The sequence below is a fragment of the Bacillus cereus group sp. BfR-BA-01330 genome (assembly GCF_022663885.1).
Taxonomy (GTDB): Bacteria; Bacillota; Bacilli; order Bacillales; family Bacillaceae_G; genus Bacillus_A; species Bacillus_A cereus.
The window spans coordinates 554,357-578,024 of the sequence record NZ_JAKUGK010000004.1 but is presented as its reverse complement, the minus strand read 5'-3'; the positions used below and the strand labels follow the sequence as shown (position 1 = coordinate 578,024).

Genomic DNA, 23,668 nt, shown 5'->3' with positions numbered 1-23,668 from the left:
CAATCTTAAAACTTAATTTATAAACGATTATATAGAGAATAAACGTTAAAAAAGGAAAAATAACTAGGAGGAATTTAACATGTCGGATTGGTTTCAATTAGATAAAGAATATATGATGTCTACATATTGTCGGACAGAGGTTGCAATGGAAAGAGGAGAAGGATGTAAACTATATGATGTAGATGGTAAAGAGTATTTAGATTTATTTTCTGGCGTAGGAGTAAATGTACTAGGATACAATCATCCTAAAATTGTACAAACGACAATGGAGCAAGTTGTGAAATCGTTGCATTTACCGTTTCATTTCTTAAACCCAGTTGCAATTGAGTATGCAAAGAAATTAGTAGAGTGTACTTTAAAAAGCGGAAAAGTCTTTTTTACAAACTCTGGTACGGAAGCGACAGAAACGACATTAAAATTAATTGATAAATATAGATCTATTGCGAATGAAGAGCGTGACGGAGTAGTTGTGTTAAAAGATAGTTTTCACGGGAGGACGTTAGGGGCACTACATTTTACGAGACAAGAAAAGGTATATCAAAATTTCCCTAAAACATCTATTCCTGTATACGAAGTAGAGCGTGAGAATATAGACCAATTAGAGGAGACCATTATTAAAGAAAAACCAATTGCGATTATGCTAGAGCCTGTTTTAGGAAGTGGGGGAATTTATCCTTTATCAAGTAAATATTTGCATGGTGTTCAAAATTTATGTGAAAAATATAATGTACTTCTTGTCGTTGATGAAGTTCAAAGTGGTATGGGTCGAACGGGAAAACTATTTGCTTATCAAAATTTTAATATCACACCGGACATTATTCAAATTGGTAAAGGAGCAGGAGGCGGGATACCGCTAGGAGGAATTATTGTAGGTGAAAAGTTATGTGATGTATTTTCACCAGGAGATCACGGGACAACGTTTGCTCATTCATCAATGGGAACAGCTTTAGGTTTAACGGTATTAAATACATTACTTGATGATGGGTTAATGCAAGAAGCTTATGAAACGTCACTATATTTGAATGACAAACTGCAAGACATTCAGAAAGAAAATTCTTATTATATACAGGAAGTGCGTCATGCTGGCATGATGTTTGGAATTAGTCTGAATGATACGAATGAAAATGTGAAGAAATTACAGGTTGAGCTAATGAATAAAGGAATGTTAGTCGATGTAACACAAGGGAATATTATTCGATTACTTCCGCCGTATATTATTACGAAAGAGGAAATTGACGCATTTATGAATCAGTTTATTATTTGTTTAGATAAAGTTGCTGCTGTAGTAAGTGCTTAAAAATTAAAGCTATATTTTATATAAAGTGCACTCTAATTGTTGGGGATAGTTTACAATTGGGGTGCATTTTTTATAGTTGAATTTTGTAAAATACAGTCGTTTGTATATGATAACGGAAAAATAGAAGGAATTTCGTTATATTTGAGTGGTGAAGAAAAGGGAAAGTAAGTATAAAGATAGTAGATAAAGCGGGTGGTTTAAATAACTAATGATAGAACGTTTTGAAAATAATAGCATACGAATATATAAATAATAAGAATGAGGTGATATATTGGAAAATAATGATATTCAATTTACTTCTTTACAAATGAGAACGGATAAATATGGTTGGGCTAGTATTCAATATACAAATAAAAAGCAGGCTATCTTATATACTCAAAATAGAGGAGTAGAATGGGATGTTGTCAATCCTCTTAATTCAATTGTATTATTTGGGTATCCAATAAACGCTCGAAGCTCTTGGGCATATGGTTTAACAAAAAAGAATGACGATTTATTGCCAGCTATATTTTATACAGTTAATAGAGGAGAAAGGTGGAGTGAGTTTATTTTACCGGTTGAAGAAGATTGGGAGAAATCGACTGATGTTCAAGTACAATTGCATGCTACGAATATGGATAGTATATGGATTGTATTATCTAGAAAGCTTGCATCAAATAAATTTGAACATAATTTATACTATTTGAAAACGAAAGGGAAAGTTTGGAAAGTAATAAAAAATATAAGTATTAGTGATAGTATTTCAGGGATAACATTTATAAACGATCTAATTGGGTTTATTTCATTACAAAAACATTATGAAACATCAACGGTATTTAAAACAATAAATGGTGGGGAAAGTTGGCATCCTATAAAAGGTATTCCAAGTATTGAAGGAATTAACAATGGGACTGCTATGGCTTATAAAGCAATCTATAAAAATAACTTATTAGTAATACCAACTAAAAAGAATGATGATGTATTTTTAATGAATTACTCATTTGATAAGGGGAATTCGTGGCATATTTCAAATAAAACAATAAATACTAGTAAAGTGGCTGTTTCGTTTTTTAGTTCCTATTATGGCTGGGTTATAAATAGTGAAAATGGAAGTGTGTATCAAATAATAAAAAAAGGAGCAAAATGGATTAAAGTATCAAGTAATCCATTGTTAAAAAATGTATTTTGTTTGCATTTTTTTAATCGGCGTAAAGGTTGGGCGTGTAATAAAAAAGAAATATTTACTACAAAAGATCGCGGTATAACATGGAAAAAGGTAGTATATAAAATTAATAATATTGATAAATTTATTTAAAAAAGTCCTAAAGAAATTAGGACTTTTTTTGTTTTTTATGGTGAGAGTTGTAACAAACAATGATAAGAGAAAGGAGGTAAGTGCAGAACTTATATTTTTAAAAATAGACGTTTGTTTTCACACAGTATAATTCACTTTTGAATATGTTAATAAAGTAGCAAATTCATAGGAAATGGTAATACTTAATATTTTATGTCACATGATGTGTAAAGGGGGCGTGTAATGAAATCGTTAACGGTTATTATTTTGTACAGTGAAAGAGAGCAAATATTAGAAGAGTCAATTCAATCTATATGGAAGCTAAATCCTCTTGAAATTATAATTTTAGTTCCTAACGATAGAAGTAATTTGTATGAAATAGCAAAGAAACATAAATGTCATATTGTTTTTATGGACAAATATAATAAGCATTATGATGGATATGGAGCTTGTATAAAGGCAGCAAAAGGAGAAGTTTTATTATTTTTAGATGGCAATTTTTCGTTATCCACAAATGAAATGCAGAGATTTATTGAGCCAATTGTTACAAATCAAGCCGATGTAGTTTTAAATAAAATAGATAAATTGATAGAAATAGGTAAATGTCCAAATATGGATATTGTATGGAGAAAAATGTTAAATGAAATTTTAAGTCGACCAGATTTAAAAAGCAATTCAATACTTTCGTTACCATATGCGCTTACGAAGGAAGTAGTGGAAAATATCGGCTTTAATTATATGGAAGATATCGTTCTATCTCATATGAAGATTGTGAATCAAGGGTGGCGGATTAACGATCAATATGCAATCAATACGTTATCTAAAGATGAGACTATAGAGGAAGGAGGATATTTAATAAAAAAAGAGTTATCCAAAAATGAAAAAGAGAAAGTAGAAAGATATTTACGCGGTATAGCTAAATGGATAGAGAAAAAAGGAAGAAGAGTAGGGTTTACTGATGCAGGAAAAAGAAGAGATATTGTTCAAAAACTAGGTGAATGTAAGCGATACCCTTCCTATCATCAAGGGTGGGGAATGCATTCTTCAATTTATGATGGGAAGCAACTTTCTGTCATTATACCAGTACAAAATGAAGAAGAGACTATAGAACAAGTAATACTTGAGGCGAGAAAAATAGAACCACTAGAAATCATCGTCGTTGTAAATGGTTCGACAGATCAAACGGCTAATATTGCTAAAAGACTTGGTGTTACTATTATTGAATATAACGAACGACTTGGTCATAATGTTGGACGTGCTATTGGAGCGCTTGAAGCTACAGGAGATATTCTTTTATTTATTGATGGTGATTTTAGTGTTTCAGGAAGTAATTTGCATCATTTTACAAAAGCAGTTTCAGCTGGTGTAGACATAGCATTAAATGATTTGAATCCGATGTTACACCCTCCGTTTTATGTTGTAGACGTCGTAAAATATATGCTTAATTTAGCATATAATCGTCCAGAATTAAGCAATGGCTCATTAGTAGCAATTCCACATGCTATGAGTAGATCATGTTTAGATACAATAGGCTGGGAAAGCTTACTATGCCCTAGTCTTGCACAAGTAAAAGCAATATTACAAGGGTATAGAGTAGAATGTGTACATTACGTTGATGTTGTAAAACCGAATAGAATTCGTTTAATGGAGAATGTAAGTCACAATGGGCATCCTCCGGCAGTATTAAGAATCATTGGTGATCACGTTGAAGCTCTCTCTTACTTGATAGAACAACTCGAAATGGATGGAAAGGGTGATTAAACTGTTAGACCAGTATAAAATAATTAACATTTCATATGAACAATTATGGCAAATGGATTTTCAAATTACAGAACCATTTATACTCAAGGTTGATTGGGATAAAGTAACGTATGAATTTTTAATTCGTATTAAGCCCGATGCTTCTAACACTATTGTTTTTGGATCCGGAGCAGGTGGGTTTCAAGAACAGCCAATTGGTCCACCTATTTTTCATCGACATTCTTGGATGGATGAATTTGAAGATACTGTTATATATTATAATGACCCTACGTTATATCTTGGAAAATTATCTTTAGGTTGGGGACAGGGAGAGTTAAATAGATTTTATTTACAAGATATAGCAAATATTTTAGAAATAGTATTTGTAAAGTTAAAAGTTGATTCGAAAAATGTGTTGTTTTATGGCAGTTCTGGGGGAGGATTTATGTCTTTAATTTTAGCTGGATTCGTTAAGGGCTCCACAGCTTTCATTAATAATCCTCAAACAAATTTATTAAAATGGATACCTGTACCAATAAATCTAGTTTTCGATTTGTCTTATCCAAATTTATCAAGAGAAGAAGTTGAAGAGAAATTTGGTGAAAGAATTAATGTTGTGAAATTTTTTAATCACATTAAATATGTACCGAATATTTATTTTTTGCAAAATTTCGCGTGTGAATTTGATGTGCAAAATCATTTGCTACCATTTATTTCCGAATTAGAGCAACTTGATAAAGACACGGAAGTAAATCAAATTATAATTGACTTATATTTTGATAAAAAAGCAGGGCATGCAGCTGTAGGGAAGAGTGAAACAATTGAATATATAAAAAAAGTAAAACCTAATCAGACTGTAAAAGAAGAACAAAAAGAAGTGGACCTATCAGTTGTTATAGTTTTAGGAGAAGAAAAATCAAAATTGAATCAAATTTTAAATAAAGTGCAGCATATAAAACCACTAGAAATTATTATTGTAGCTGATGATAGAATGAGTGCGATACAATCTATACCAACATTTGTTGAAAGTAACGTTGTTGTGATTGAGGAGAAAAGTAAATGGAAAGCACCAGTTCATGGGGCAAAAGTCGCCAATGGTGATGTAGTCTTATTTTTAAATGGAGAAGATGTTATTTTTTCGGTAGAATTAGAACGATTTATAGAACCGCTACTAAAAAAGGAACAGGATGTAATTTTAAATAATATAGACTCGGTTTGTTTTGAAAAGATGAGAGTAGAATGGCCAAGCATTGCTATGGTGTATAGAAAAATAGTAAACGATGTATTGGGGCGTATGGATTTAAAATATGATTCGATGTTATCTATGCCATATGCTATTACTAAAAAAGCAATTGAAGACATTGGATATGATATCTTGCAGAACCCTATTCTGTCCCAAGTAACTCTTATTGAGAAAGGGTGGCGACTACAATCCTCGTCAGCCATCACTAACACCTCCTTGAATAATATGCCTGCAAACAAAACCTCTTTCTATAAAAATGGATTAACTAAATTAGAAGTATATGAGATTAAAGAAAATATAAAAGCTTTGGAGAGTTGGTTACAACGAAAAGATGATAGAGGTAATTATACAGATGGAGGAAGAAAAAGAGAAATTATAGAGCAGTTAAAAAAACAAAAGAATTATTCACGTTTCCATAAAGGATGGGGAATGAATTCCTCTATTTATAATGGAAAACAGTTATCAATTATTATACCAGCACAAAATGAAGAATCAACGATTAAAGAAGTTATTCTTGAGGCAAGAAAAATTGAACCGAAAGAAATAATTGTTGTCATTAATGGGTCAACAGATCAAACAGAAGCAATTGCTAAGCAATCAGGGGCAACAGTAATTGTTTATGAAGAAAGATTAGGGCATGATGTAGGACGGGCAATTGGTGCACAAGAAGCGACAGGAGATATACTTCTCTTTATTGATGCTGATTTTGCTATTCCAGCAAAAGATCTTCATCCGTTAACGCAAGCTGTTGCGGATGGTGTTGATATGGTTTTAAATGATTTAAATTTAAATCTTAGATTTCCTCTATATATTGTAAGTTTATATAAATATATGTTGAATATTGCTTGTAACCGTAAAGATTTAGGGGTAGGATCTACAATTGCTGTTCCCCATGCTATTAGTAGAAAATGTTTAGAGGGAATTGGCTGGGACACTCTTCACACAGCGTGTGTTGCACAAGTAAAGGCAATATTAGAAGGGTATAAAGTCGAATGTGTCCATTTTGTAGATGTAATGAAACCAAATCGTATTCGGCCACAAGAGCATTTTGCGACGATAGGACATCCACCAGCTGTATTGAGAATTACTGGGGATCATTTAGAAGGACTTTCATATTTATTGAAGAATAAGGATTTTAAAGATTTATTTTAAAAGGTAAATTTGTCTATTGAATGAGTAACTTAAACATTTCATTTATGCAACTTGACGATATTTAGTATTGCAATGAAACTAAAATCAAAAATTTTTATTATTTTTAGCTCAGGTACAAGTGAAGAGCATGTTTCACTGACTGATAGTAAATGAACAAGTAACTAAAAGGTAAAGGCTTCTTTATATATATGAAGAAGCTTTTATCTTTTTTATTTTAAGTATGGAAGGTAAAGAGTAAATAAAGTTGTAACGGTATTTTTATTTTTGGATAAATTGATATTAGATATAAGAAAGGAGGGAATATCTTGTCTTGCATCAATAAAAGTTGTTTTCATATTTCTTTAGAAACTAAAGTCAATCCAAATGGTGGGGCAGAAATATTCGTAAGGTGCAATGATGAATGTTTATCTAATTTTAATGTAATACCGTTTATTGCATGTGTTTCTATTTCAGTAAAGGATGATTTGAGTTTTTTAGTTGATTTAGATAGTTTAATAAAACGTTAATTTTCTATGCAGTTAATAATAAAATAACATCTAATTTATAAGACTTAGTAAGAGAGTCGTGTCCGAATTTAATTAACTGCATATATTGTTAAAAGAAAGGAGGGAGAGTTATGGCATGTACTACGAATAATGTTTGTTTAGATGTGTGTCTTAAAATTACAATTACCCCTGGTAGTGGAATTGATGCAGTAGTCGATTGTGGAGGCACATGTGGGACAAGTCCTACTATTGTAATTAGTCCTAGTGGATCAATTGTTATTACTTTACCATTAGTTGCATGTTTCTCAATTGCACTAAAAGATGATTTAAGTGTTGACTCTTCATTAACAAGCCTCTATTTTCAAACTTCTTAAGAAAGATACAGAAATGAAAAGCCTGCCTGCTACTTTTCTTTTGATCTAATGTAAAAATAAAAAAGATGGTTACAACCATCTTTTTTATTTTGCTATATATTTAAAATGAATTCATATATTATTTGGTGGTAAGAATATACAATTAAAAGTATTCAGTGTTTCTTTTTTGTTCAATGAGGTAAGAAATTGCTTCTATATGATCACCAATGATTTGTTGCGTTGCTAATGAAAGGTAGCCTTCCTGCGAGAAGTGTTTTTCTGGTCGAATTCGATTTATCTTGTCAACGTCGATAGAATGAACATTTTGTACATGCAATCCTGCTAAAATTGTTTTAACTTGACTTAAGGTTGGTGAAAGAAGAGAATCAAACCCAATTGTATCAATGCATTTTCGACTAAAAGCATGAGGGACAGCAGTTGTGGAGCCCATACCTAAATCTTTTCGATTACATGCTAAATTAACAACATGCTTACATGCAGTTACGATAGTATAAGGAACACGATACATGTAGTAGTGCTCTAATTTATTTAAAGCTAAATCGGTTCCATTTTGAACAGATTGTACAAATGGTAATAAATCAGAACTAGGAATTAAGAAATCACCATCAATAAATAATAATATATCACCTTTTGCAAAATATGCACCAACGGCACGTCCGGTATCAATGCCGAGTGCTTCTTTGTAAGTAATAACTGTTGCACCGCAATTCTTCGCCAATTCCTCTGTTTTATCTGTTGATCCATTAACAATAATGATGATTTCTAAAGGTTTTAATTTCTGCACCTCAAAAATGATAGATTCTATCGTTTTTTCTTCATTTTGAACAGGGATAATGATGGATAATTGTTTATTTCCATAAGTATTTGAATAAAACTTTTTACCTGTAATTATTTTGGGTATAGCTCTTTGTTCGCCGTTTTGAAGTTCTAAAATAATATCTCGCCTTCGATTATTATCAGTATAGTTTCCTCTTGAATTTTGTAATATATTTACCCAATTTTCAATTGCTTCTAGGTGATAACGAATGAGTTGTTTTGAGGGGAAGGAGGGAATTTGCGGTATAGAAATTTTAAAATGATTGCTAATGCGAAATTTATTTTTAATAATTTTCATTTGTGCCAATATCGGATTTAATAAACTTTCTGGAGTAATTGCATCAAGAATCTCTTTTGTTATTGCATAGGGAGGAAATAATAGTGAGTTAACATGTAAATCTGGACGATGAAAAAAATGATTCGTAACTTGCTGCCAAATCATTTCTATAGTTGGCTTTTGCTTTTGATAAAAAAAGTCATTTAAATTGTTTAATACTATGTCAGCTGATTCGTCTAGTAATGGTTGAAGAAATTGTGTAAGTAAGGAAGATTGGATAATGTAATTTGCATCTAAAAATAAGAGGTACTTACCCTTTGCTTTTTTTGCACCAATTACATAACAATTATTTGATTCTGTCGGTTCTTCTAGTGTGATAATTTTACAATTGTAAGATTGTGCAATATCAATGGAATCATCGATACATCCGTTAATAGTAAGGATAATTTCTAAAGGCTGTAGTTGTTCACAGGCTTTCAAAATTTCAGGTAAAACTTTTATGTTATGCTGTATACGAATAATAATAGAAATCGGATTTTTACACATAAGTAGTCTCCTTTTGAATCAGAGGTAGTTATTAATAAGGTTAGATAAAATAGGAGATATATATTTTATTATATACGTAACGACTATTTAGTTTTATCAGACTTAGAATTTTCATTACTTGAATTGGAACCTTTATTTATTCCAGACGCGAGTAAATTATTGAGAACGCTCAGGTCTAATTGCATAGGGATTGAGTTTTTGGATGTAGTTTTCTCATTTTCTTTTTTTGTAGTTAATATAGTCTTTATATTTTTTATTTCTTTATATTGTTTTAAGGTAATGAAAAATCCAGAAATAATGAAGAGAAAAGAAACAGTAGCAAGTAAAAGTATTATTTCCAACATAAAATAGCCTCCTTTAAATCTATAATAATACTATAGTTGAATGTAATAAGACAAAATTCGAGCTAATGAGTTCACTTTTTAAATATATGCAAATCTTTAGTAAAAGTTACTAATTTCTGGGTTAAAGGAAGCAATTACAGAAACGTTATAAATATAAATAAATTAAAATTTCATTTGTAGTGTAAAGGTATGTGTTATATAAGCTGAACGTCATTCTATAACAAGTTAAACAGGGTTTAATTTTATATAAAAAGAGCATTTAATTGGACAAATAATTAATTATGTGAAATAATAATAACAGATAAGGAGACGTTGCTTTTCCTTAAGTGCTTCGAATTAATTTTATTCAATAAGAGAAGGTGTGCTTAAAGAAGTTAAATTAAATAAGGAGCTGTTTTATTATATGCAACAAAATAATGATTTAAATTTTGAACCTCAAGACGTTAATATTGTTAATCCTAAACAAGCCAGGAAAGCAGTAATTGCTACTGGTATAGGGAACGCAATGGAGTGGTTTGACTTCGGATTATACGCGTATTTAGCGGTAATTTTAAGTCAATTATTCTTCTCTGGTGTTGATAATAGTGGATTGCAACTTGTACTTACATTCGGTACATTTGCAGCAGCCTTTCTCGTTCGACCAATCGGAGGTGTATTCTTTGGTAGAATAGGAGATAAGTACGGCCGAAAAATCGTGTTAAGTACTACTATTATTTTAATGGCACTTTCTACATTATTCATCGCATTACTACCAACCTATGAACAAATTGGTGTATGGGCACCAATACTACTTTTAGTTGCCCGAATGATTCAAGGCTTCTCTACAGGCGGCGAATATTCAGGAGCAATGGTTTATATCGCAGAATCTTCTCCAGATAAAAAGCGTGGTATACTCGGTAGTGGTCTTGAAATTGGAACACTCTCAGGTTACATTGCTGCATCGGTAATTGTTACCATTTTGACGTTATTGTTAACAGATGAGCAAATGCTCAGCTGGGGATGGCGTATTCCGTTCTTAATAGCTGCACCAATTGGTTTGGTCGGTTTATACTTACGCCGTCATCTAGATGAATCTCCAATCTTTGAAGAGATGGAAAAAGCACAAGAGGAATCTGAAGACAATGAACAATTTTCATTCATGGATATTATTAAATATCACAAAAAAGACTTCTTATTAAGCACAGTAATTGTCGCCTTCTTTAATATTACAAATTATATGATTCTTTCGTATATTCCTTCTTATCTAACTCAAGTACTTAAAGTCGAAGAAACAACAGGCTTATTAATTATTTCTATTACGATGGCACTTATGATTCCACTAGCACTATATTTCGGTAAATTAAGTGATAAAATTGGTAATAAACGCGTTGTGCAAATTGGTTTACTTGGTTTAACTGTATTTGCAATTCCAGCATTTTTACTAATAGGTAACGGACATATTGCAGCTATATTTGCAGGTATTTTCGTACTAGGTTTCTTCTTAAGTGTATATGAAGGAACATTACCTTCATTATTACCATCACTCTTTTTCACTGATGTACGTTATCGAGCACTTTCGATCTCATTTAATATTTCTGTATCGATATTCGGTGGAACAACACCGCTCGTATGTTCATACTTAGTTCATGCAACTGGTAACCCGCTCGCACCGGCATTTTATTTAGCAGGTGTAAGTATTATTGGATTAGTTGTATTTAGTGTACTATTCGTTACAACTTCAGGGCGTGCGCTAAAAGGTTCATATCCTACAGTAGAAACGAAAAAAGAAGCACACCAAATCGCTAAAGAAGACCCTGAAGAAACACTTTGGTGGCATGAAGAGTCATTAGAAATTGAAGCAGGGAAGAATGCTTCCATTTAAAAAGCAACGTAGAAGTACAAAAAGACTCCTATGAATATAGGAGTCTTTTTGTTACGTTATTTCTTTCATTTCTTCAAACTTTTTTGATATGCATAAAGCTTATGAATCTCTTCCTTAAATTCATGTAGAAGTACAGTGTTTGCACTATTTGAATAACGCACCGTATTATAAGTATCTATAATAATATCACTTTGAATATTTACATCTTCTTCATCGTTTATTCTTTCTAGCCAAGCCTCAACAGTTTCTCCCCGTTTTCTATTTAAAGGAGGGGTTAACTTACTCTCTAGCTTAAAAATTTCCTTCCGAATTTCGTTATGTGGCGGTTTATTTCGTTTAAAACGATTTTGGCTCATTCCTTCTTTATCAGTAATGATAGTAGATTCGAAGGCGGGCATATTTGGTAAACTTAAATGTTTTCGTTTTTTTACTATTTTCCAAACGACGTAAATAGCGATAGCTGTACAGACTATTATTGTAGTGCTATTTATGAGTATTGGATCAAAATCAGGAATTTTTTTTCCGTCTTCAATTTTTGGTTTTAAGAGATGTCCTTTATTTGCCCAAACATCTTCAGTATCTTTTAATTCCGCTGCTTTAATTAATGGCATTAAAGCATAGCCGAAGCCTAATGCGACTACTTCCGTTATAAAACCAAAAATAAGTCGAATGAAAGGAAATACTTGAACAATTAATATACTCATTAAGCCAATCGTAATGATAGAAGAAAAACGTAATAGTTGTTGTTTGCGATTTGCCCCGGTTAACCAAAATGTAATCATAAGATGCAAGGCTAACATTAATAGTTTCCACAACGGTGGAAAGGGTGCATAAAATATAGCTGAAACGACAAACCATACAATACCACCTAAAGATTTTTGAACTGGATATCCAGGTCCGACCACATGTACGATAAAGAAAAATAGTGGTAATATGATTGTGCCAAATAGAGAAAAAGGTAAAAATAAAGAGAAAAGAACGATTTGAAGAACTAAAAGTATTACAAATCCTGTTGTTTTTTTCTGCATAAATTTATGAATAAGAAATACTCCAATATAGCCTGTTGTTAAAAATATTGCAATACTAATTAGTTCATCTCTTTCTGTTAATAATGAAAGCAGAAGGAGCAGAATGAAATCATGAATGTGATATAGCCAAGTTTTCAACTGGTTCCACCATCCCTTCACTAGTAATGAGAAACGTTGGCTGCGAGAGAAGAGGGAGTTCATTTCTTTGTAAACCAATGTATATCATTGTAGACGATCGTTCTCTTTTTCTCTTTACATAATGAAGGAATCCTTGTTTCGGAAGTAACGTACTATCATCTGAAATACGGGCTAATTCTTCTAAAGCTTTTGCATATTGTGTTTGTCCTTCATTTAACGGTACATGTAATGCACCGCCTTCTGCTAATACACTAATAAACAATTCAAACGGAATGTGGTGCTTCGTTGCATACTGGAAAATGTATGTTGCATATGAAATAAGTTCTTCTACATTATCTTTCCAACCAAATCCACGATCGGCAGCTAAAGAAAGACAAATCGTCCAACTATAATTTTTTACAGGTTCATATTGCTTCGCCTGTAATTGTTGCATTTTAGCAGATGCCTTCCAATGAATAGAGCGGAAAGACTCACGCTCATATCGCTTTACACCGATAATAGATGTTTCATCATTGTAAAAAGAAAAATTCGTTCGATAAGATCCATTCAAAAGTTGCTGAAGTTCTTGCAAACCTGCTACTTCTTTAGGAGAAGGATACACAATAATTTCAGTCCTTAATTTATCAAAAACAGGTAAATGTACAGTTAATAGATGAAATGGATCTTTTAATACACATTCAAATTGTTCAATTTGAAACACACCACGCTTCGTGGCGGTTAATGTTAACCCCCATTTTTGTGCCGAATGTGCAGGTTGTGAAAATGGGAAAGAGAATAACGTTTTTGATATTTGTTCAATGCCTTGCTCTTTATGCGGTATAAGGGACGAATTTAAATGAAAGTAACAAACACCATTAACGATTGGTATGCTGGCTCCATTTTTTAAATGAATAAAAAACTGTCCAGATTCCTCAGGAAAAATCCGTGTAGTTTGTTTCTCATTTATGATTTGAAACTTCTTCTCTATGAAAGCGACATATTTATAAATAAAAATCGCAAATAAATAATAGAAGAAAAAGAGAAACATAAGCATTCGTTGCGGGAAAAAGAATGTGAAAAGTAATGCGATTGGAACGGTTAGTTGAATAATATGGAGTTGAAAAAATAAAGGCACAGTTACAACACGCTGTCCATTCATGCTTGTTCAATCTCCACAGGTACGTCAACTTCTTTTAAAATACTTTGCATAATATCATTCTTTGTCGTACGCAGGGCACCTTCCATTGATAAGACGATACGGTGATTCCAAACAGAAGGAACTAACAATTGTATATCTTCTGGTGTGCAATATTCTCTCCCGTGTAAAAAGGCTAAAGCTTGAACAGCACGTACTAAAGCTAATGTGGCACGTGGGCTTACACCGTTAGCGATATAATCATGATTTCTTGTAGCATGAGCAAGTTTAATAATGTAATGTTCTAACGGTTCCGAAACAAATATTTCTTTTACTCGTTTTTGAGCTTCTAAAATATCTTCTAATGAGATGACAGATGTGACACTTTCTAATGGTAAATCGTTCCGAAAACGTCGCATCATTTGTAACTCATCTTTAGGAGTTGGATGACCGATTGAAATCGTCATTAAAAAGCGATCAAGCTGTGCATCTGGAAGAGGGAAAGTCCCTTGTGATTCAATTGGGTTTTGCGTCGCAATAACAAAGAACGGTTTCGGAAGAGGAGTTGACTGCTTCTCCAGCGTCACTTGTCGTTCTTCCATCGCTTCTAACAAACTCGACTGCGTTCTCGGCATTGCACGGTTAATTTCATCTGCTAGCAAAATGTTTGTCATAACTGGTCCAATTCTTAATTCGAATTCGCTTGTTTTTGGGTTGAAGTATTCAATACCTGTTACATCACTTGGAAGTACATCAGGGGTAAATTGAACGCGAGAAAAACTACCACCAATACTTTTTGAAATGGTTTTCGCCAGTAACGTTTTCCCAGTACCAGGCACGTCTTCGAGTAGTACATGTCCATCAGCAAGAAGTGAAACGAGCAGTAGATCAATAACATTTTCTTTACCAACAAACACAGATCCGATGTTTTCTTTCAATTTATTTATCATATGTACCATTCCTTTCATTATAAAAGAGCTAATATTTCTATATTTTAACAAATTATTCAGAAAATTGGTATGATTTTTTAATTCAAAGAAATGGATATTTAATTATTAAATTACTCTTGCATATTTTGGAATATAATTATACAATATCGATATACGATGTATCGTGAGTCGATATATCATATATCGATGTATCGGAGGTAGTTATAATGAATGCGAAGGCGCAAAAATATATTCCGTTAACTGAGGCGACATATTACATATTATTGTCACTCGTGAAGCCGTTGCATGGCTACGGAATTATGCAAATGGTAGAAGAGATGACAAATGGGGAAGTAAAGCTCGGCCCTGGTACTTTATATGGAAATACGACGAAATTACTAAAAGAGAAGTTAATTGTTGAAGTTGCCTCTACAGACAGAAAGAAGTGCTATGAGTTAACGCCGTTTGGGAGAGAAGTGTTAGAGCTCGAGTATAACAGATTGCAGAGATCTGTAAGGAATGGAAATAGTATATTAGGGGAGTGAATGAGAGATGGAGACAAAGAAGATATTCAAACCTTTTGCGATATGGAGCTTGGAAAAAGAAGAAGCTTTTTTAAGAAAAATGCATCAAAAGGGATGGGCTTTACAAAAGTATAATGTAATGTATACGTTTAAGAAAACTGAACCAAAAGATGTAGTATATAAAGCGGATTTTAGACTGGATTATAAAGATTCAAAAGAAAAACAAAAAGAATATATTGAAATATATGAAATGTGTGGATGGAAACATGTAACGAGTTTTGCGAAGTGGAATTATTTTTGTAAAGAAGTAGACGAGGAAAATGAGTTACCTGATATTTATTCAGACAAAGAAACGAAGATACAAAAATTTGTTGAATTGATACAGTTCGTTGCAATTATGTTTGTAATGTTAATTCCAGTGTTTTACTTATGTTTTCTTGGAGTATCAGAATCAGGATTATATAAAGGTATGGTTGGGTTTTTAGTTTGTATATATTTATATGCGTTTATTAATTTATTTAGGAAGATTAAAAAGTTAAAAAATGAAATATTGTAACAAAGATTGGGTTTATTAAAGAAGATGGTTGTATATTGAATGGAAATCATCTTCTTTAATTTCTATATATCCTTGTTTTGTTGGATATTTTTTATATAATAAAATATTGTATATTTAAGGCATAGAACTAACAGTTACAAAGATGATACCAGTAACAATACCTAAAAAAATCATAAATGAAGAAGTAATTAATAATAACGAACTAGCAATGAATATCACTTTATTAGATTTTTGTTTTTTATAAAGGAAATAAAGTAAAAGACCACAAATAGTAGAAAGTATCCATATAGCTAAACCGTAAGAACTCGAGATTTTCTTCCAATCGGAAATCCAAAAGTAAAAGATGATTATGTGACAAGTTAATAGTAGAAATGTTGATGGAAGCATTATCTTTTTATTTAAAATCATTTGTTTCAACTCCCTTATATAAATATTACTAAAATGGTGTGGAATTTAACATATAATAAGGAAGAAATACATTTTTAATTAACGTATTAAACGAAAAAATCCCTTATAGAAAAATCTATTTCTACAAGGGATAATCATATTTTTATTAGAAAGACTGATTTTGCGCAGGTTTAATAAATTGTTCAGGGTTTTCAACAAGTCCGCATACAGCACATTGGACACGGTATGTAGGTCCTTGATAAGCCATATGAAAAGCATTCATCGTTTCATTTGTGTATTCTTCTTCCACTTGACCAGTTTGTGGATTTATTTTGACTGGTTTTACTTGTTGCTCAAGAATATTAAAGCGAGTACGGTTCGTTTTACAACTTGGACATAGCATTGGTTCCATATGTATACACCTCCATTTGTATCATTTCTTAAAATCTTTAATTTTATGCAAGCAAAAAACTTTCTCAATATAAATAGGTGTTTAATGTATTTAAAATTCAGAAAAAATAAAATATAATAAAAGTACGAACTGGTTATGTCCAAACCAAATCTCCTGTTTTATGCCAATAAGCTGGGGGGCCGAGAAATCGGCCTCATTTTTTTTGCTCATTACTACAAGGAACAAGGTTTTTATGAGACTTTTGTCGAAATTTTAGGGATAGATACAAAGGGGGATGTGAAATGAATTTGAAAATGAAGTACATCATTTTATATGTAGAAAAGTTTGAGGAATGTTTAAAGTTCTATAAAGATATTTTACAGTTACCTATAAAAGCAGAGCACGGCACATATATTGAATTTAATACTGGAACTACCATTTTAGCGATGAATACGCGGCAAGATGTGAAAGAATTAACAGGACTACCGCTTACAGAAGGTGAATTACAGTCTTCTCATTTCGAGTTAGGATTCGTTGTTGAGAATGTACAAGAAACGATTGAGCAATTTAGAGAGCAAGGTATTAAAATTTTAGTGGAGCCAATTGTAAAACCGTGGGGACAAACAATTGCCTACATTGCTGATCCAGATGGAAATTATATTGAAATTTGCAGTTCATTAGAATAGAGGGAGAAAGAGAGATGGGATTTCCGAAACTAGAAACAGAACGTTTATTCTTAAGAGAACTTACACTATTAGATGCAGAAACGATGTTCCAATATTTTTCGAAAGAATCAGTTATACGTTATTTCGGAATGGATTCTTTCCAAAATATTGAGCAAGCGAAAACAACGATTCAAACGTTCAAAAATCGTTATGAAGAGGGCAGTGTATTTCGCTGGGGAGTCGAGAAAAAAGGGACGGGCCAATTAATCGGAACGTGCGGATTTCATTTAATTAATAATCATCATAAACGAGCTGAAATTGGTTATGAATTAGATGATACATATTGGGGACAAGGATATGCATTGGAAGCATTACAAGCAATTTTAGCTTACGGATTTGAAATACTGCAACTAATAAGAATCGCAGCGATTGTATATGTAGAAAATAATGCTTCTCAAAAGTTATTAATAAAAGCAGGATTTCAAGAAGAAGGATTCCTTCGAAAACATATGATTCAAAATGGAGTTGCTCATGATACCATTTTATATTCTTTATTAAAAGAAGAGTGGAAGAAGTAATGAGTACAAACGAACTTATAACGATTATGAAGAAGCATAGGGAAAATAGATTCATTTTAGGTATAGATGGTTTAAGTCGATCTGGAAAAACAACATTCGTAGCCAATTTAAAAGAAAATATGAAACAAGAAGGCATTCCGTTTCGTATTTTCCATATTGATGATCATATAGTGGAGCGTAATAAACGATATCATACTGGATATGAAGAATGGTATGAGTATTATTATTTACAATGGGACATTGAATGGCTAAGGCGGAAATTTTTTCAAAAGCTACAACATGAAACAAAATTGAAATTACCTTTCTTTCATGAAGAAACAGATATATGTGAAATGGAAAAAGTACAGATTCCTATTGTAGGCGTAATTGTTATTGAAGGAGTTTTTCTGCAGCGAAAAGAATGGAGAGATTTTTTTCATTATATGGTCTATTTGGACTGTCCAAGAGAGACAAGGTTTCTACGTGAGAGTGAAAAAACGCAGAAAAACCTTTCAAAGTTTGAAAATAGGTATTGGAAAGCAGAGGATTATTACTTAAAAACGGAATTGCCGAGGGATAGGGCGGATTTAGTCATTGAATGATTTGAAAATAGAAGGTGAATAGAATGAATATTTTATGGGATTTTGATGGGACGTTATTTGATACGTATCCTGCATATACAATGATGCTTTCTGAAATATTAGGTGATTCAGTAGAAAAACAAGAAATATACAAAAACTTAAAAATATCATACTCTCATGCAATTCAGTATTATAATATTTCATGTGAGCAGGAAGAAAAGATTAAAGTTTTGAAGGGGAAATTCACGCCAAAAGATATGAAACCTTTTGCAGGTGTCGAAGAGGTTTTGAAATTTGCAAATAAAAATGTGATTATGACCCATAAACATAGGGAAGGGGTTATGGGCATTTTAAAATATTACGGCTGGGAAAAATACTTCGTAGATATGGTTACAATTGACGATGGCTTTCCTCGAAAGCCAAACTCTTTAGCTTATAATCATCTGCATAAAAAATACAATATTGATTTAGCTATTGGAGATAGAGAATTAGATTTATTACCTGCAAAAGAATTAGGTATTTCAACATGTATGTTTCAAGGTAATTGTGATGTAGCGGATTATTCTTTATCACATTACTCGGAGTTTTTTAAGGTAGTGAGTGATAGAGAGTTTTCTTTATAAAAAAAGTTATTAATAAAGACTGTATCTTTCATTTTAAAGGTACAGTCTTTATTTTTTAGAGCTATTATATACCAATTGCCGTGGATTAAAGAATGATTGTATATCTTTAGTAAAGAAATAGTCAGGTTAGTTGTTAGATAGAAATAGACAGATAAAGTGATAGTGTCCGTTTTATCTGCTTTTTATCATAACCAAATTATGGTTATTCATGCTAATATAAACTCATAGCTATATAGAAGGGGTGGGATTAGTATGAAAACAGAAATAGTTCCTAAAAAGAAGTACAGTATAATAAGCTATATATCTTTACTCATCGGCATTTTGTGTTTTCTATTCGTTTTTATAACGCCAACAAGGATAGCGAATGCAGGTAATATAGTTGGAGATTATATTACAATTGCCCTGACAGGTGTAGGGATCATGCTTTCAATAATCACAATGACGAAAAAAACAGAGAAGAAGGGGATTGCTATCCTTTCATTAATACTGTCCTCATCATTTTTTATATTTTGGATCATAGCGATTATCCTATTGTTTACTGGTCAAATTAGTTTTGCGCCGTAATGTGTAATAAAAAGAGTCCTTCTCGTATGAAGGACTCTTTTTACTCGGTATCTTCAGGTTGATATTCTAAAATATCCCCCGGTTGGCATTCTAATGCTTTACATATTGCTTCTAAAGTTGAAAAACGGACTGCTTTTGCTTTTCCATTTTTCAAGATAGAAAGGTTAGCCATTGTAATTCCAACCTTCTCCGAAAGCTCTGTTACACTCATTTTTCTTTTCGCTAACATTACATCAATATTAATAATAATTGCCATATTATTCACCTCAGACCGTTAAATCATTTTCTGATTTTATATCTATAGCATCTTTTAATAGTCTTTGGAGAACGGCAGCAAAGACCGCGATTACCATTGAAGCAAAAATCATAATCATTCCGATAATAATAATGCCAGGGGCGTCATCTCTCTCTGCCACGAGATAGAAAAGTGGCATACCTAATACATATAATACACTAATTGCCAATGCGCTGTACTTAATATTTTTTAAAGCTTGAACAGATAACTCTGAGAATGCGTTATTTTTATCAATATAGTTTAAAAGCTTAAATGTTTGGTACAGTGCGAAGTAATAAGGTATTGCTGTTGCATATAAATTGATAAATACAAGATATTTAATATATGCAATATCTGGATATAATTCTGCAGCGAAAGCTCCTATTTTAGGGACTAAAAAAATGCACATAGCAAGAACGGGGATTCCGATCAGAATCACAACGGTCTTTAAAAAGAGTGTGGATCCTTGTTTCATAAAAAGCACCTCATTTATTTAATATCTTATTAATTTAACACGAAATTTATTGTTTAACAATAAATTTTTATTTCTTTTGATCGAGGATTTATTGTTAAACAAGTAATTAATGAAAAGGATGTTAAATCTTTTTTATAAGATAGATGATACATACCGATATTTAATAAAGGAAAGAAAGGGAAAGTAACTATTGTTAGCTTTATGAGAATTGGGAACTAATAAAACATATGTAGGTTTTGGTATGGAAAAGGAAATAGTGTGTATTTAAAATGAATGCAAAGTTTATGGAGGAACAATCATGTTGAATTATGGTGTGAAGATGAAAAAGTTGCTATTAGTGGCAGCTATAATAGTAAGCGTATTAAGTACGGAAAGTATGATGAATTATCATGCGGCCAAAGCTAAGGTGAAAAAAATAGAACACCAGCCTAAAAATATAATTATGATGGTTATGGACGGAACGAGTTCAACGGCGACAACATTGGCTCGCTGGTATAAAGGGGCACCGCTTACGTTAGATCAAATTGTAACAGGAGGAGTTCGTACGTTTTCGGCGGAATCAGCTATTACAGACTCAGCGCCAGCAGCAACAGCATTAGCAACTGGAAATAAATCAAATTCAGGATATGTAGGTGTATTACCTTCTATTGTAAGTTCGCCTAGCTTAGAGCCAATAAAAGAAGAGGACAAGTTACGGCCGGTCGCAAACGTATTAGAGGGGGCAAAACGTACTGGTCGTGCAACTGGAATTGTTGCTACATCTGAAATTCAGCATGCTACTCCGGCGGGATTCTCGGCTCACCATGTCAATCGCAAGCAATTTGACGTAATTGCGAAGCAGCAAGTATATCAAAATATAGATGTCGTATTAGGCGGGGGAAAAGCAGCGCTGCTACCTATGCAAAGTAATGGAATCCGAAAAGATGGTGAAAATTTAGTGAAGGTGATTCAGGACAAAGGATACGATTTCGTTGAAACGAAAGATGCGTTATTGAACTCCAAATCTAATAAAATTTGGGGCTCTTTCTCACATCATGCTCTTGCGTTTGATATGGATCGTATAGCAATAAACCCAGAACAACCAACACTTTCTCAAATGACAGAAAAAGCAATTCAAACATTATCAAAAGATAAAGATGGCTTCTTTTTATTCATAGAAGGTAGTAAGCCTGATTGGGCAGCCCATGCTAATGATCCAATTGGGATGATTAGTGATATATTGGCATTTGATGAAGCGGTAGCAAAGGCGTTACAATTTGCGAAGAAAGATGGGGATACGATGCTCATCGCTTTAACTGATCATGGTAACAGCGGCATCTCTATAGGGAATAGGAATACGACAAAAGGATACAATACTACACCGGTTTCTGCATACATTGATCCATTGAAAAAGGCGAAAATGACACTTGAAGGAACTATAAATAAACTGAAATCTGATTTATCAAATGTAGAAGATGTAGCTAAACTATACGGTTTGGATAATCTAACTCATGATGAAAAAGAAAAATTAAAAGCGGCAAAAAAGAAAATGGATGTAGGACGAATTCTTACTACATTATTGGCTAATCGTGCAAATATCGGCTTTACGACAGGAGGACATACAGGTGAGGATGTATTCTTACATTCTTATGGACCTCAAAAACCAGAAGGCTTAATCCAAAATACAGACATTGCGAAGACGATGGCGAAAGCGATGGGCTTTAACTTAGAAGAAGTAACGAATAAAATATTTTTAGAGAGTGAACAAGCCTTTAAGAAAATCGGTGCAACTGTAACAGCCGACAAAACCGAAGGAGCAAACCCGTTACTCGTAGTAAAACATAATAAAGTAGAAGCACAATTATTTGGTAACAAAAATATAATTCGTATCAATGGTAAAGGGTATGAATTAAAAAGTATTATTGTAGAGAGTAATGGAAAGTGCTATGTACCAGAAGAAGCAATTCAACTATTTGTAGAGCATTCTCGTTAAAAAATTGCCAACCAGTTAAGCTAACTGGTGGCAATTTTTTGTGTTTATTCTAAATATAAGTGTTCGAATTGTTTTGTAAAGTTTTCCATATGAGACTTGTATAAATGTTAAAGGGAAATTATATTTTTTTCTTACATTAAAAAATTTCGTTTTGTAGAATAAGAAGTTATACATATAGTAAAGTCTAATGTGTTATCAATTAATATTTACGAAAAATATATTAATACTTTAGAATTTCTTTAATGTTCATTATTTTTTATTTAAGGTTATCCGTTATATTTATAATATGTTTATTTCAATTTATTGTATTGAAGCGCAGTTTCATATAATTATAAAGCAATCATCAAAATAAAATCTCCACTAGAGTAAATTTATTATTTTTTTGCGGAAATTATTATGCAGCTAAGAAAACTGTAGTTTATTGAATTAGAAATATATTAGAATTTAGTTGAAGAAAGAGAGAGGGAATAAAATGAATATAGTGCACTTACGTCCTAAACAGCGGTCTAAGTATCGCATTATGCTAGGGAAGTGGTATTACTCTACAAAGAGGTACATTCAGTGGTTAGCAGACGGAAAAACATATGCAAAAAGGTTCCAACAAGAAAAGCTACCTTGTACAGCAATTCAGCATCAAACGATATTACTTCGTAAGCTCAAAGATGTAGATATGTGGTATCAACAGAATAAGGTTGTTAATTTGAAAATTGCTGTTAAAAAACTAAATGGTATCGTCATTAGACCGGGAGAAACATTTTCTTACTGGCGTTTAATAGGTAAGCCAACGAGGAAAAAAGGGTATGTAGAAGGTATGGTATTACATTACGGATCTTTTCAAATAGGTATTGGAGGAGGTCTTTGTCAGCTTTCGAATTTAATATATTGGATGACTTTACATACACCACTGACAGTAACAGAACGATATCGTCATAGCTTTGATGTCTTTCCTGACTCTAGGCGAACTCAACCGTTTGGGAGTGGGGCGACTTGTTCCTATAACTATTTGGATTTGCAAATTAAAAATGAAACGGACCAACCGTATCAACTTCACCTTTATATGACAGATGAACATTTAGTTGGTGAATGGAGAACAGTCTATCCGCAACTTTATCAATATGAAGTGTATGAGAAAGAACACTCAATTCAACCGGCATACTGGGGCGGTTATATACGACATAATGTGATTCAACGTAAAGTATATAATCAACAGAAACAGTTAATAGAAGATCAATATGTAACAGAGAATCACGCTATAATGATGTACGAACCACTATTAGCTTGTAATAATGAGATTAGTGAGTAATATGGTAACCCATAGATTAAGTAGTATAGAAAATATTTAATTCTTATTTTTACTAAAAAAGTTCACTGTTATTTATAGGTGAGTTTGTTTTTCTATCTTATGTATTTCCCCCTGCATAAAAAATATTTCTCAACATTTTATTTGTTGAAAAAGATTGAATATTCGTATTATAACGAATA

At 32.4% G+C, this 23,668-nt stretch carries 25 protein-coding genes; 16 read left to right on the top strand and 9 right to left on the bottom strand.

All coding sequences use genetic code 11. The features are described from left to right. The first annotated feature begins 79 nt into the window (after positions 1-79). The 6 genes from MR112_RS15005 (at position 80) to MR112_RS14980 (ending at position 7,564) form a co-directional block, all read left to right on the top strand. The gene (locus MR112_RS15005) at positions 80-1,297 is read left to right on the top strand and encodes an aspartate aminotransferase family protein (RefSeq protein ID WP_001286474.1); all 1,218 of its coding nucleotides are present in this window, start codon (positions 80-82) and stop codon (positions 1,295-1,297) included. 271 nt (positions 1,298-1,568) lie between these two features. Then, entirely contained in the window at positions 1,569-2,591 is a 1,023-nt protein-coding gene (locus tag MR112_RS15000) for a hypothetical protein (protein ID WP_098213841.1), read from the top strand. A gap of 222 nt (positions 2,592-2,813) precedes the next feature. After that, positions 2,814-4,331, top strand: coding sequence for a glycosyltransferase family 2 protein (locus MR112_RS14995; protein WP_242245089.1), 1,518 nt, complete (start codon positions 2,814-2,816; stop codon positions 4,329-4,331). 52 nt (positions 4,332-4,383) lie between these two features. Next, positions 4,384-6,705 (top strand): glycosyltransferase, encoded by a 2,322-nt coding sequence (locus tag MR112_RS14990; RefSeq protein WP_002041379.1) that lies wholly within the window; start codon positions 4,384-4,386, stop codon positions 6,703-6,705. Between the two features lie 305 nt (positions 6,706-7,010). Beyond that, the gene (locus MR112_RS14985) at positions 7,011-7,211 is read left to right on the top strand and encodes a hypothetical protein (RefSeq protein WP_001277646.1); all 201 of its coding nucleotides are present in this window, start codon (positions 7,011-7,013) and stop codon (positions 7,209-7,211) included. A gap of 110 nt (positions 7,212-7,321) precedes the next feature. Next, positions 7,322-7,564, top strand: coding sequence for a hypothetical protein (locus MR112_RS14980; protein ID WP_000752474.1), 243 nt, complete (start codon positions 7,322-7,324; stop codon positions 7,562-7,564). A 142-nt stretch (positions 7,565-7,706) separates the two neighbouring features. Here MR112_RS14980 and MR112_RS14975 read toward each other — a convergent pair whose 3' ends face one another. Both MR112_RS14975 and MR112_RS14970 read right to left on the bottom strand, forming a co-directional pair. Continuing rightward, positions 7,707-9,203 carry a glycosyltransferase family 2 protein gene (locus MR112_RS14975; RefSeq protein WP_000335245.1) on the bottom strand — a complete coding sequence of 499 codons (1,497 nt, stop codon included), beginning with the start codon at positions 9,201-9,203 and terminating at the stop codon, positions 7,707-7,709. 83 nt (positions 9,204-9,286) lie between these two features. Then, complete coding sequence (locus tag MR112_RS14970) at positions 9,287-9,547, bottom strand: hypothetical protein (RefSeq protein WP_000889743.1); 261 nt, start codon at positions 9,545-9,547, stop codon at positions 9,287-9,289. 403 nt (positions 9,548-9,950) lie between these two features. On the opposite strand from MR112_RS14970, the gene MR112_RS14965 reads away from it, so the two are divergent. Then, entirely contained in the window at positions 9,951-11,408 is a 1,458-nt protein-coding gene (locus MR112_RS14965; protein WP_001186926.1) for an MFS transporter, read from the top strand. A gap of 65 nt (positions 11,409-11,473) precedes the next feature. Here MR112_RS14965 and MR112_RS14960 read toward each other — a convergent pair whose 3' ends face one another. From MR112_RS14960 to MR112_RS14950, 3 genes are read right to left on the bottom strand one after another with little or no spacing between them, the layout of a single operon-like run. Beyond that, positions 11,474-12,574, bottom strand: coding sequence for a DUF4018 domain-containing protein (locus MR112_RS14960; protein WP_000860488.1), 1,101 nt, complete (start codon positions 12,572-12,574; stop codon positions 11,474-11,476). After that, positions 12,546-13,712 carry a DUF58 domain-containing protein gene (locus tag MR112_RS14955; RefSeq protein WP_001014398.1) on the bottom strand — a complete coding sequence of 389 codons (1,167 nt, stop codon included), beginning with the start codon at positions 13,710-13,712 and terminating at the stop codon, positions 12,546-12,548. The genes MR112_RS14960 and MR112_RS14955 overlap by 29 nt, the downstream gene beginning before the upstream one ends. Further along, positions 13,709-14,638, bottom strand: a complete 930-nt coding sequence (locus MR112_RS14950; RefSeq protein ID WP_000608783.1) for an AAA family ATPase — start codon at positions 14,636-14,638, stop codon at positions 13,709-13,711. Before MR112_RS14950 ends, MR112_RS14955 begins: the two co-directional genes overlap by 4 nt. A 206-nt stretch (positions 14,639-14,844) precedes the next feature. Between MR112_RS14950 and MR112_RS14945 the strand changes: the two genes are divergently transcribed. Both MR112_RS14945 and MR112_RS14940 read left to right on the top strand, forming a co-directional pair. Further along, on the top strand, positions 14,845-15,162 hold the full coding sequence (locus MR112_RS14945) for a PadR family transcriptional regulator (RefSeq protein WP_000991882.1): 318 nt from the start codon (positions 14,845-14,847) through the stop codon (positions 15,160-15,162). A 79-nt stretch (positions 15,163-15,241) separates the two neighbouring features. Beyond that, entirely contained in the window at positions 15,242-15,697 is a 456-nt protein-coding gene (locus tag MR112_RS14940) for a DUF2812 domain-containing protein (RefSeq protein ID WP_306292317.1), read from the top strand. A 114-nt stretch (positions 15,698-15,811) separates the two neighbouring features. Here MR112_RS14940 and MR112_RS14935 read toward each other — a convergent pair whose 3' ends face one another. After that, positions 15,812-16,105 carry a hypothetical protein gene (locus tag MR112_RS14935; protein WP_000602672.1) on the bottom strand — a complete coding sequence of 98 codons (294 nt, stop codon included), beginning with the start codon at positions 16,103-16,105 and terminating at the stop codon, positions 15,812-15,814. Between the two features lie 145 nt (positions 16,106-16,250). Then, the gene (locus MR112_RS14930) at positions 16,251-16,496 is read right to left on the bottom strand and encodes a hypothetical protein (protein ID WP_000433602.1); all 246 of its coding nucleotides are present in this window, start codon (positions 16,494-16,496) and stop codon (positions 16,251-16,253) included. Between the two features lie 281 nt (positions 16,497-16,777). Between MR112_RS14930 and MR112_RS14925 the strand changes: the two genes are divergently transcribed. The 5 genes from MR112_RS14925 (at position 16,778) to MR112_RS14905 (ending at position 19,465) form a co-directional block, all read left to right on the top strand. Next, positions 16,778-17,161, top strand: coding sequence for a glyoxalase/bleomycin resistance/dioxygenase family protein (locus MR112_RS14925; protein ID WP_001049849.1), 384 nt, complete (start codon positions 16,778-16,780; stop codon positions 17,159-17,161). Positions 17,162-17,175: 14 nt separating this feature from the next. Continuing rightward, a complete protein-coding gene (locus MR112_RS14920) occupies positions 17,176-17,718 on the top strand; it encodes a GNAT family N-acetyltransferase (RefSeq protein WP_000506640.1) in 543 nt (180 codons plus the stop codon). Further along, entirely contained in the window at positions 17,718-18,299 is a 582-nt protein-coding gene (locus tag MR112_RS14915) for a kinase (protein ID WP_000106114.1), read from the top strand. Before MR112_RS14920 ends, MR112_RS14915 begins: the two co-directional genes overlap by 1 nt. Before the next feature lie 23 nt (positions 18,300-18,322). After that, a complete protein-coding gene (locus MR112_RS14910; protein WP_086404882.1) occupies positions 18,323-18,901 on the top strand; it encodes an HAD-IA family hydrolase in 579 nt (192 codons plus the stop codon). 252 nt (positions 18,902-19,153) lie between these two features. Continuing rightward, on the top strand, positions 19,154-19,465 hold the full coding sequence (locus MR112_RS14905; RefSeq protein ID WP_000845548.1) for a hypothetical protein: 312 nt from the start codon (positions 19,154-19,156) through the stop codon (positions 19,463-19,465). Positions 19,466-19,505: 40 nt separating this feature from the next. Here MR112_RS14905 and MR112_RS14900 read toward each other — a convergent pair whose 3' ends face one another. Both MR112_RS14900 and MR112_RS14895 read right to left on the bottom strand, forming a co-directional pair. Next, the gene (locus MR112_RS14900; RefSeq protein WP_000974619.1) at positions 19,506-19,721 is read right to left on the bottom strand and encodes a helix-turn-helix domain-containing protein; all 216 of its coding nucleotides are present in this window, start codon (positions 19,719-19,721) and stop codon (positions 19,506-19,508) included. Positions 19,722-19,731: 10 nt separating this feature from the next. Next, a complete protein-coding gene (locus MR112_RS14895) occupies positions 19,732-20,214 on the bottom strand; it encodes a DUF2975 domain-containing protein (RefSeq protein ID WP_000809113.1) in 483 nt (160 codons plus the stop codon). A gap of 298 nt (positions 20,215-20,512) precedes the next feature. On the opposite strand from MR112_RS14895, the gene MR112_RS14890 reads away from it, so the two are divergent. Both MR112_RS14890 and MR112_RS14885 read left to right on the top strand, forming a co-directional pair. Beyond that, complete coding sequence (locus MR112_RS14890) at positions 20,513-22,186, top strand: alkaline phosphatase (protein ID WP_000935913.1); 1,674 nt, start codon at positions 20,513-20,515, stop codon at positions 22,184-22,186. Positions 22,187-22,658: 472 nt separating this feature from the next. Continuing rightward, complete coding sequence (locus tag MR112_RS14885; RefSeq protein ID WP_242245085.1) at positions 22,659-23,489, top strand: VanW family protein; 831 nt, start codon at positions 22,659-22,661, stop codon at positions 23,487-23,489. The last annotated feature ends 179 nt before the right edge of the window (positions 23,490-23,668 follow it).

Excerpts from the sequence above, each read along its gene's own strand:
- MR112_RS15005 (WP_001286474.1), top strand. The coding sequence starts at position 80 with ATGTCGGATTGGTTTCAATTAGATAAAGAATATATGATGTCTACATAT.
- MR112_RS14995 (WP_242245089.1), top strand. The coding sequence starts at position 2,814 with ATGAAATCGTTAACGGTTATTATTTTGTACAGTGAAAGAGAGCAAATA.
- MR112_RS14990 (WP_002041379.1), top strand. The coding sequence starts at position 4,384 with ATGGATTTTCAAATTACAGAACCATTTATACTCAAGGTTGATTGGGAT.
- MR112_RS14980 (WP_000752474.1), top strand. The coding sequence starts at position 7,322 with ATGGCATGTACTACGAATAATGTTTGTTTAGATGTGTGTCTTAAAATT.
- MR112_RS14975 (WP_000335245.1), bottom strand. The coding sequence starts at position 9,203 with ATGTGTAAAAATCCGATTTCTATTATTATTCGTATACAGCATAACATA.
- MR112_RS14970 (WP_000889743.1), bottom strand. The coding sequence starts at position 9,547 with ATGTTGGAAATAATACTTTTACTTGCTACTGTTTCTTTTCTCTTCATT.
- MR112_RS14965 (WP_001186926.1), top strand. The coding sequence starts at position 9,951 with ATGCAACAAAATAATGATTTAAATTTTGAACCTCAAGACGTTAATATT.
- MR112_RS14955 (WP_001014398.1), bottom strand. The coding sequence starts at position 13,712 with ATGAATGGACAGCGTGTTGTAACTGTGCCTTTATTTTTTCAACTCCAT.
- MR112_RS14950 (WP_000608783.1), bottom strand. The coding sequence starts at position 14,638 with ATGATAAATAAATTGAAAGAAAACATCGGATCTGTGTTTGTTGGTAAA.
- MR112_RS14945 (WP_000991882.1), top strand. The coding sequence starts at position 14,845 with ATGAATGCGAAGGCGCAAAAATATATTCCGTTAACTGAGGCGACATAT.
- MR112_RS14940 (WP_306292317.1), top strand. The coding sequence starts at position 15,242 with ATGCATCAAAAGGGATGGGCTTTACAAAAGTATAATGTAATGTATACG.
- MR112_RS14935 (WP_000602672.1), bottom strand. The coding sequence starts at position 16,105 with ATGATTTTAAATAAAAAGATAATGCTTCCATCAACATTTCTACTATTA.
- MR112_RS14930 (WP_000433602.1), bottom strand. The coding sequence starts at position 16,496 with ATGGAACCAATGCTATGTCCAAGTTGTAAAACGAACCGTACTCGCTTT.
- MR112_RS14925 (WP_001049849.1), top strand. The coding sequence starts at position 16,778 with ATGAATTTGAAAATGAAGTACATCATTTTATATGTAGAAAAGTTTGAG.
- MR112_RS14920 (WP_000506640.1), top strand. The coding sequence starts at position 17,176 with ATGGGATTTCCGAAACTAGAAACAGAACGTTTATTCTTAAGAGAACTT.
- MR112_RS14915 (WP_000106114.1), top strand. The coding sequence starts at position 17,718 with ATGAGTACAAACGAACTTATAACGATTATGAAGAAGCATAGGGAAAAT.
- MR112_RS14910 (WP_086404882.1), top strand. The coding sequence starts at position 18,323 with ATGAATATTTTATGGGATTTTGATGGGACGTTATTTGATACGTATCCT.
- MR112_RS14905 (WP_000845548.1), top strand. The coding sequence starts at position 19,154 with ATGAAAACAGAAATAGTTCCTAAAAAGAAGTACAGTATAATAAGCTAT.
- MR112_RS14900 (WP_000974619.1), bottom strand. The coding sequence starts at position 19,721 with ATGGCAATTATTATTAATATTGATGTAATGTTAGCGAAAAGAAAAATG.
- MR112_RS14895 (WP_000809113.1), bottom strand. The coding sequence starts at position 20,214 with ATGAAACAAGGATCCACACTCTTTTTAAAGACCGTTGTGATTCTGATC.
- MR112_RS14890 (WP_000935913.1), top strand. The coding sequence starts at position 20,513 with ATGTTGAATTATGGTGTGAAGATGAAAAAGTTGCTATTAGTGGCAGCT.
- MR112_RS14885 (WP_242245085.1), top strand. The coding sequence starts at position 22,659 with ATGAATATAGTGCACTTACGTCCTAAACAGCGGTCTAAGTATCGCATT.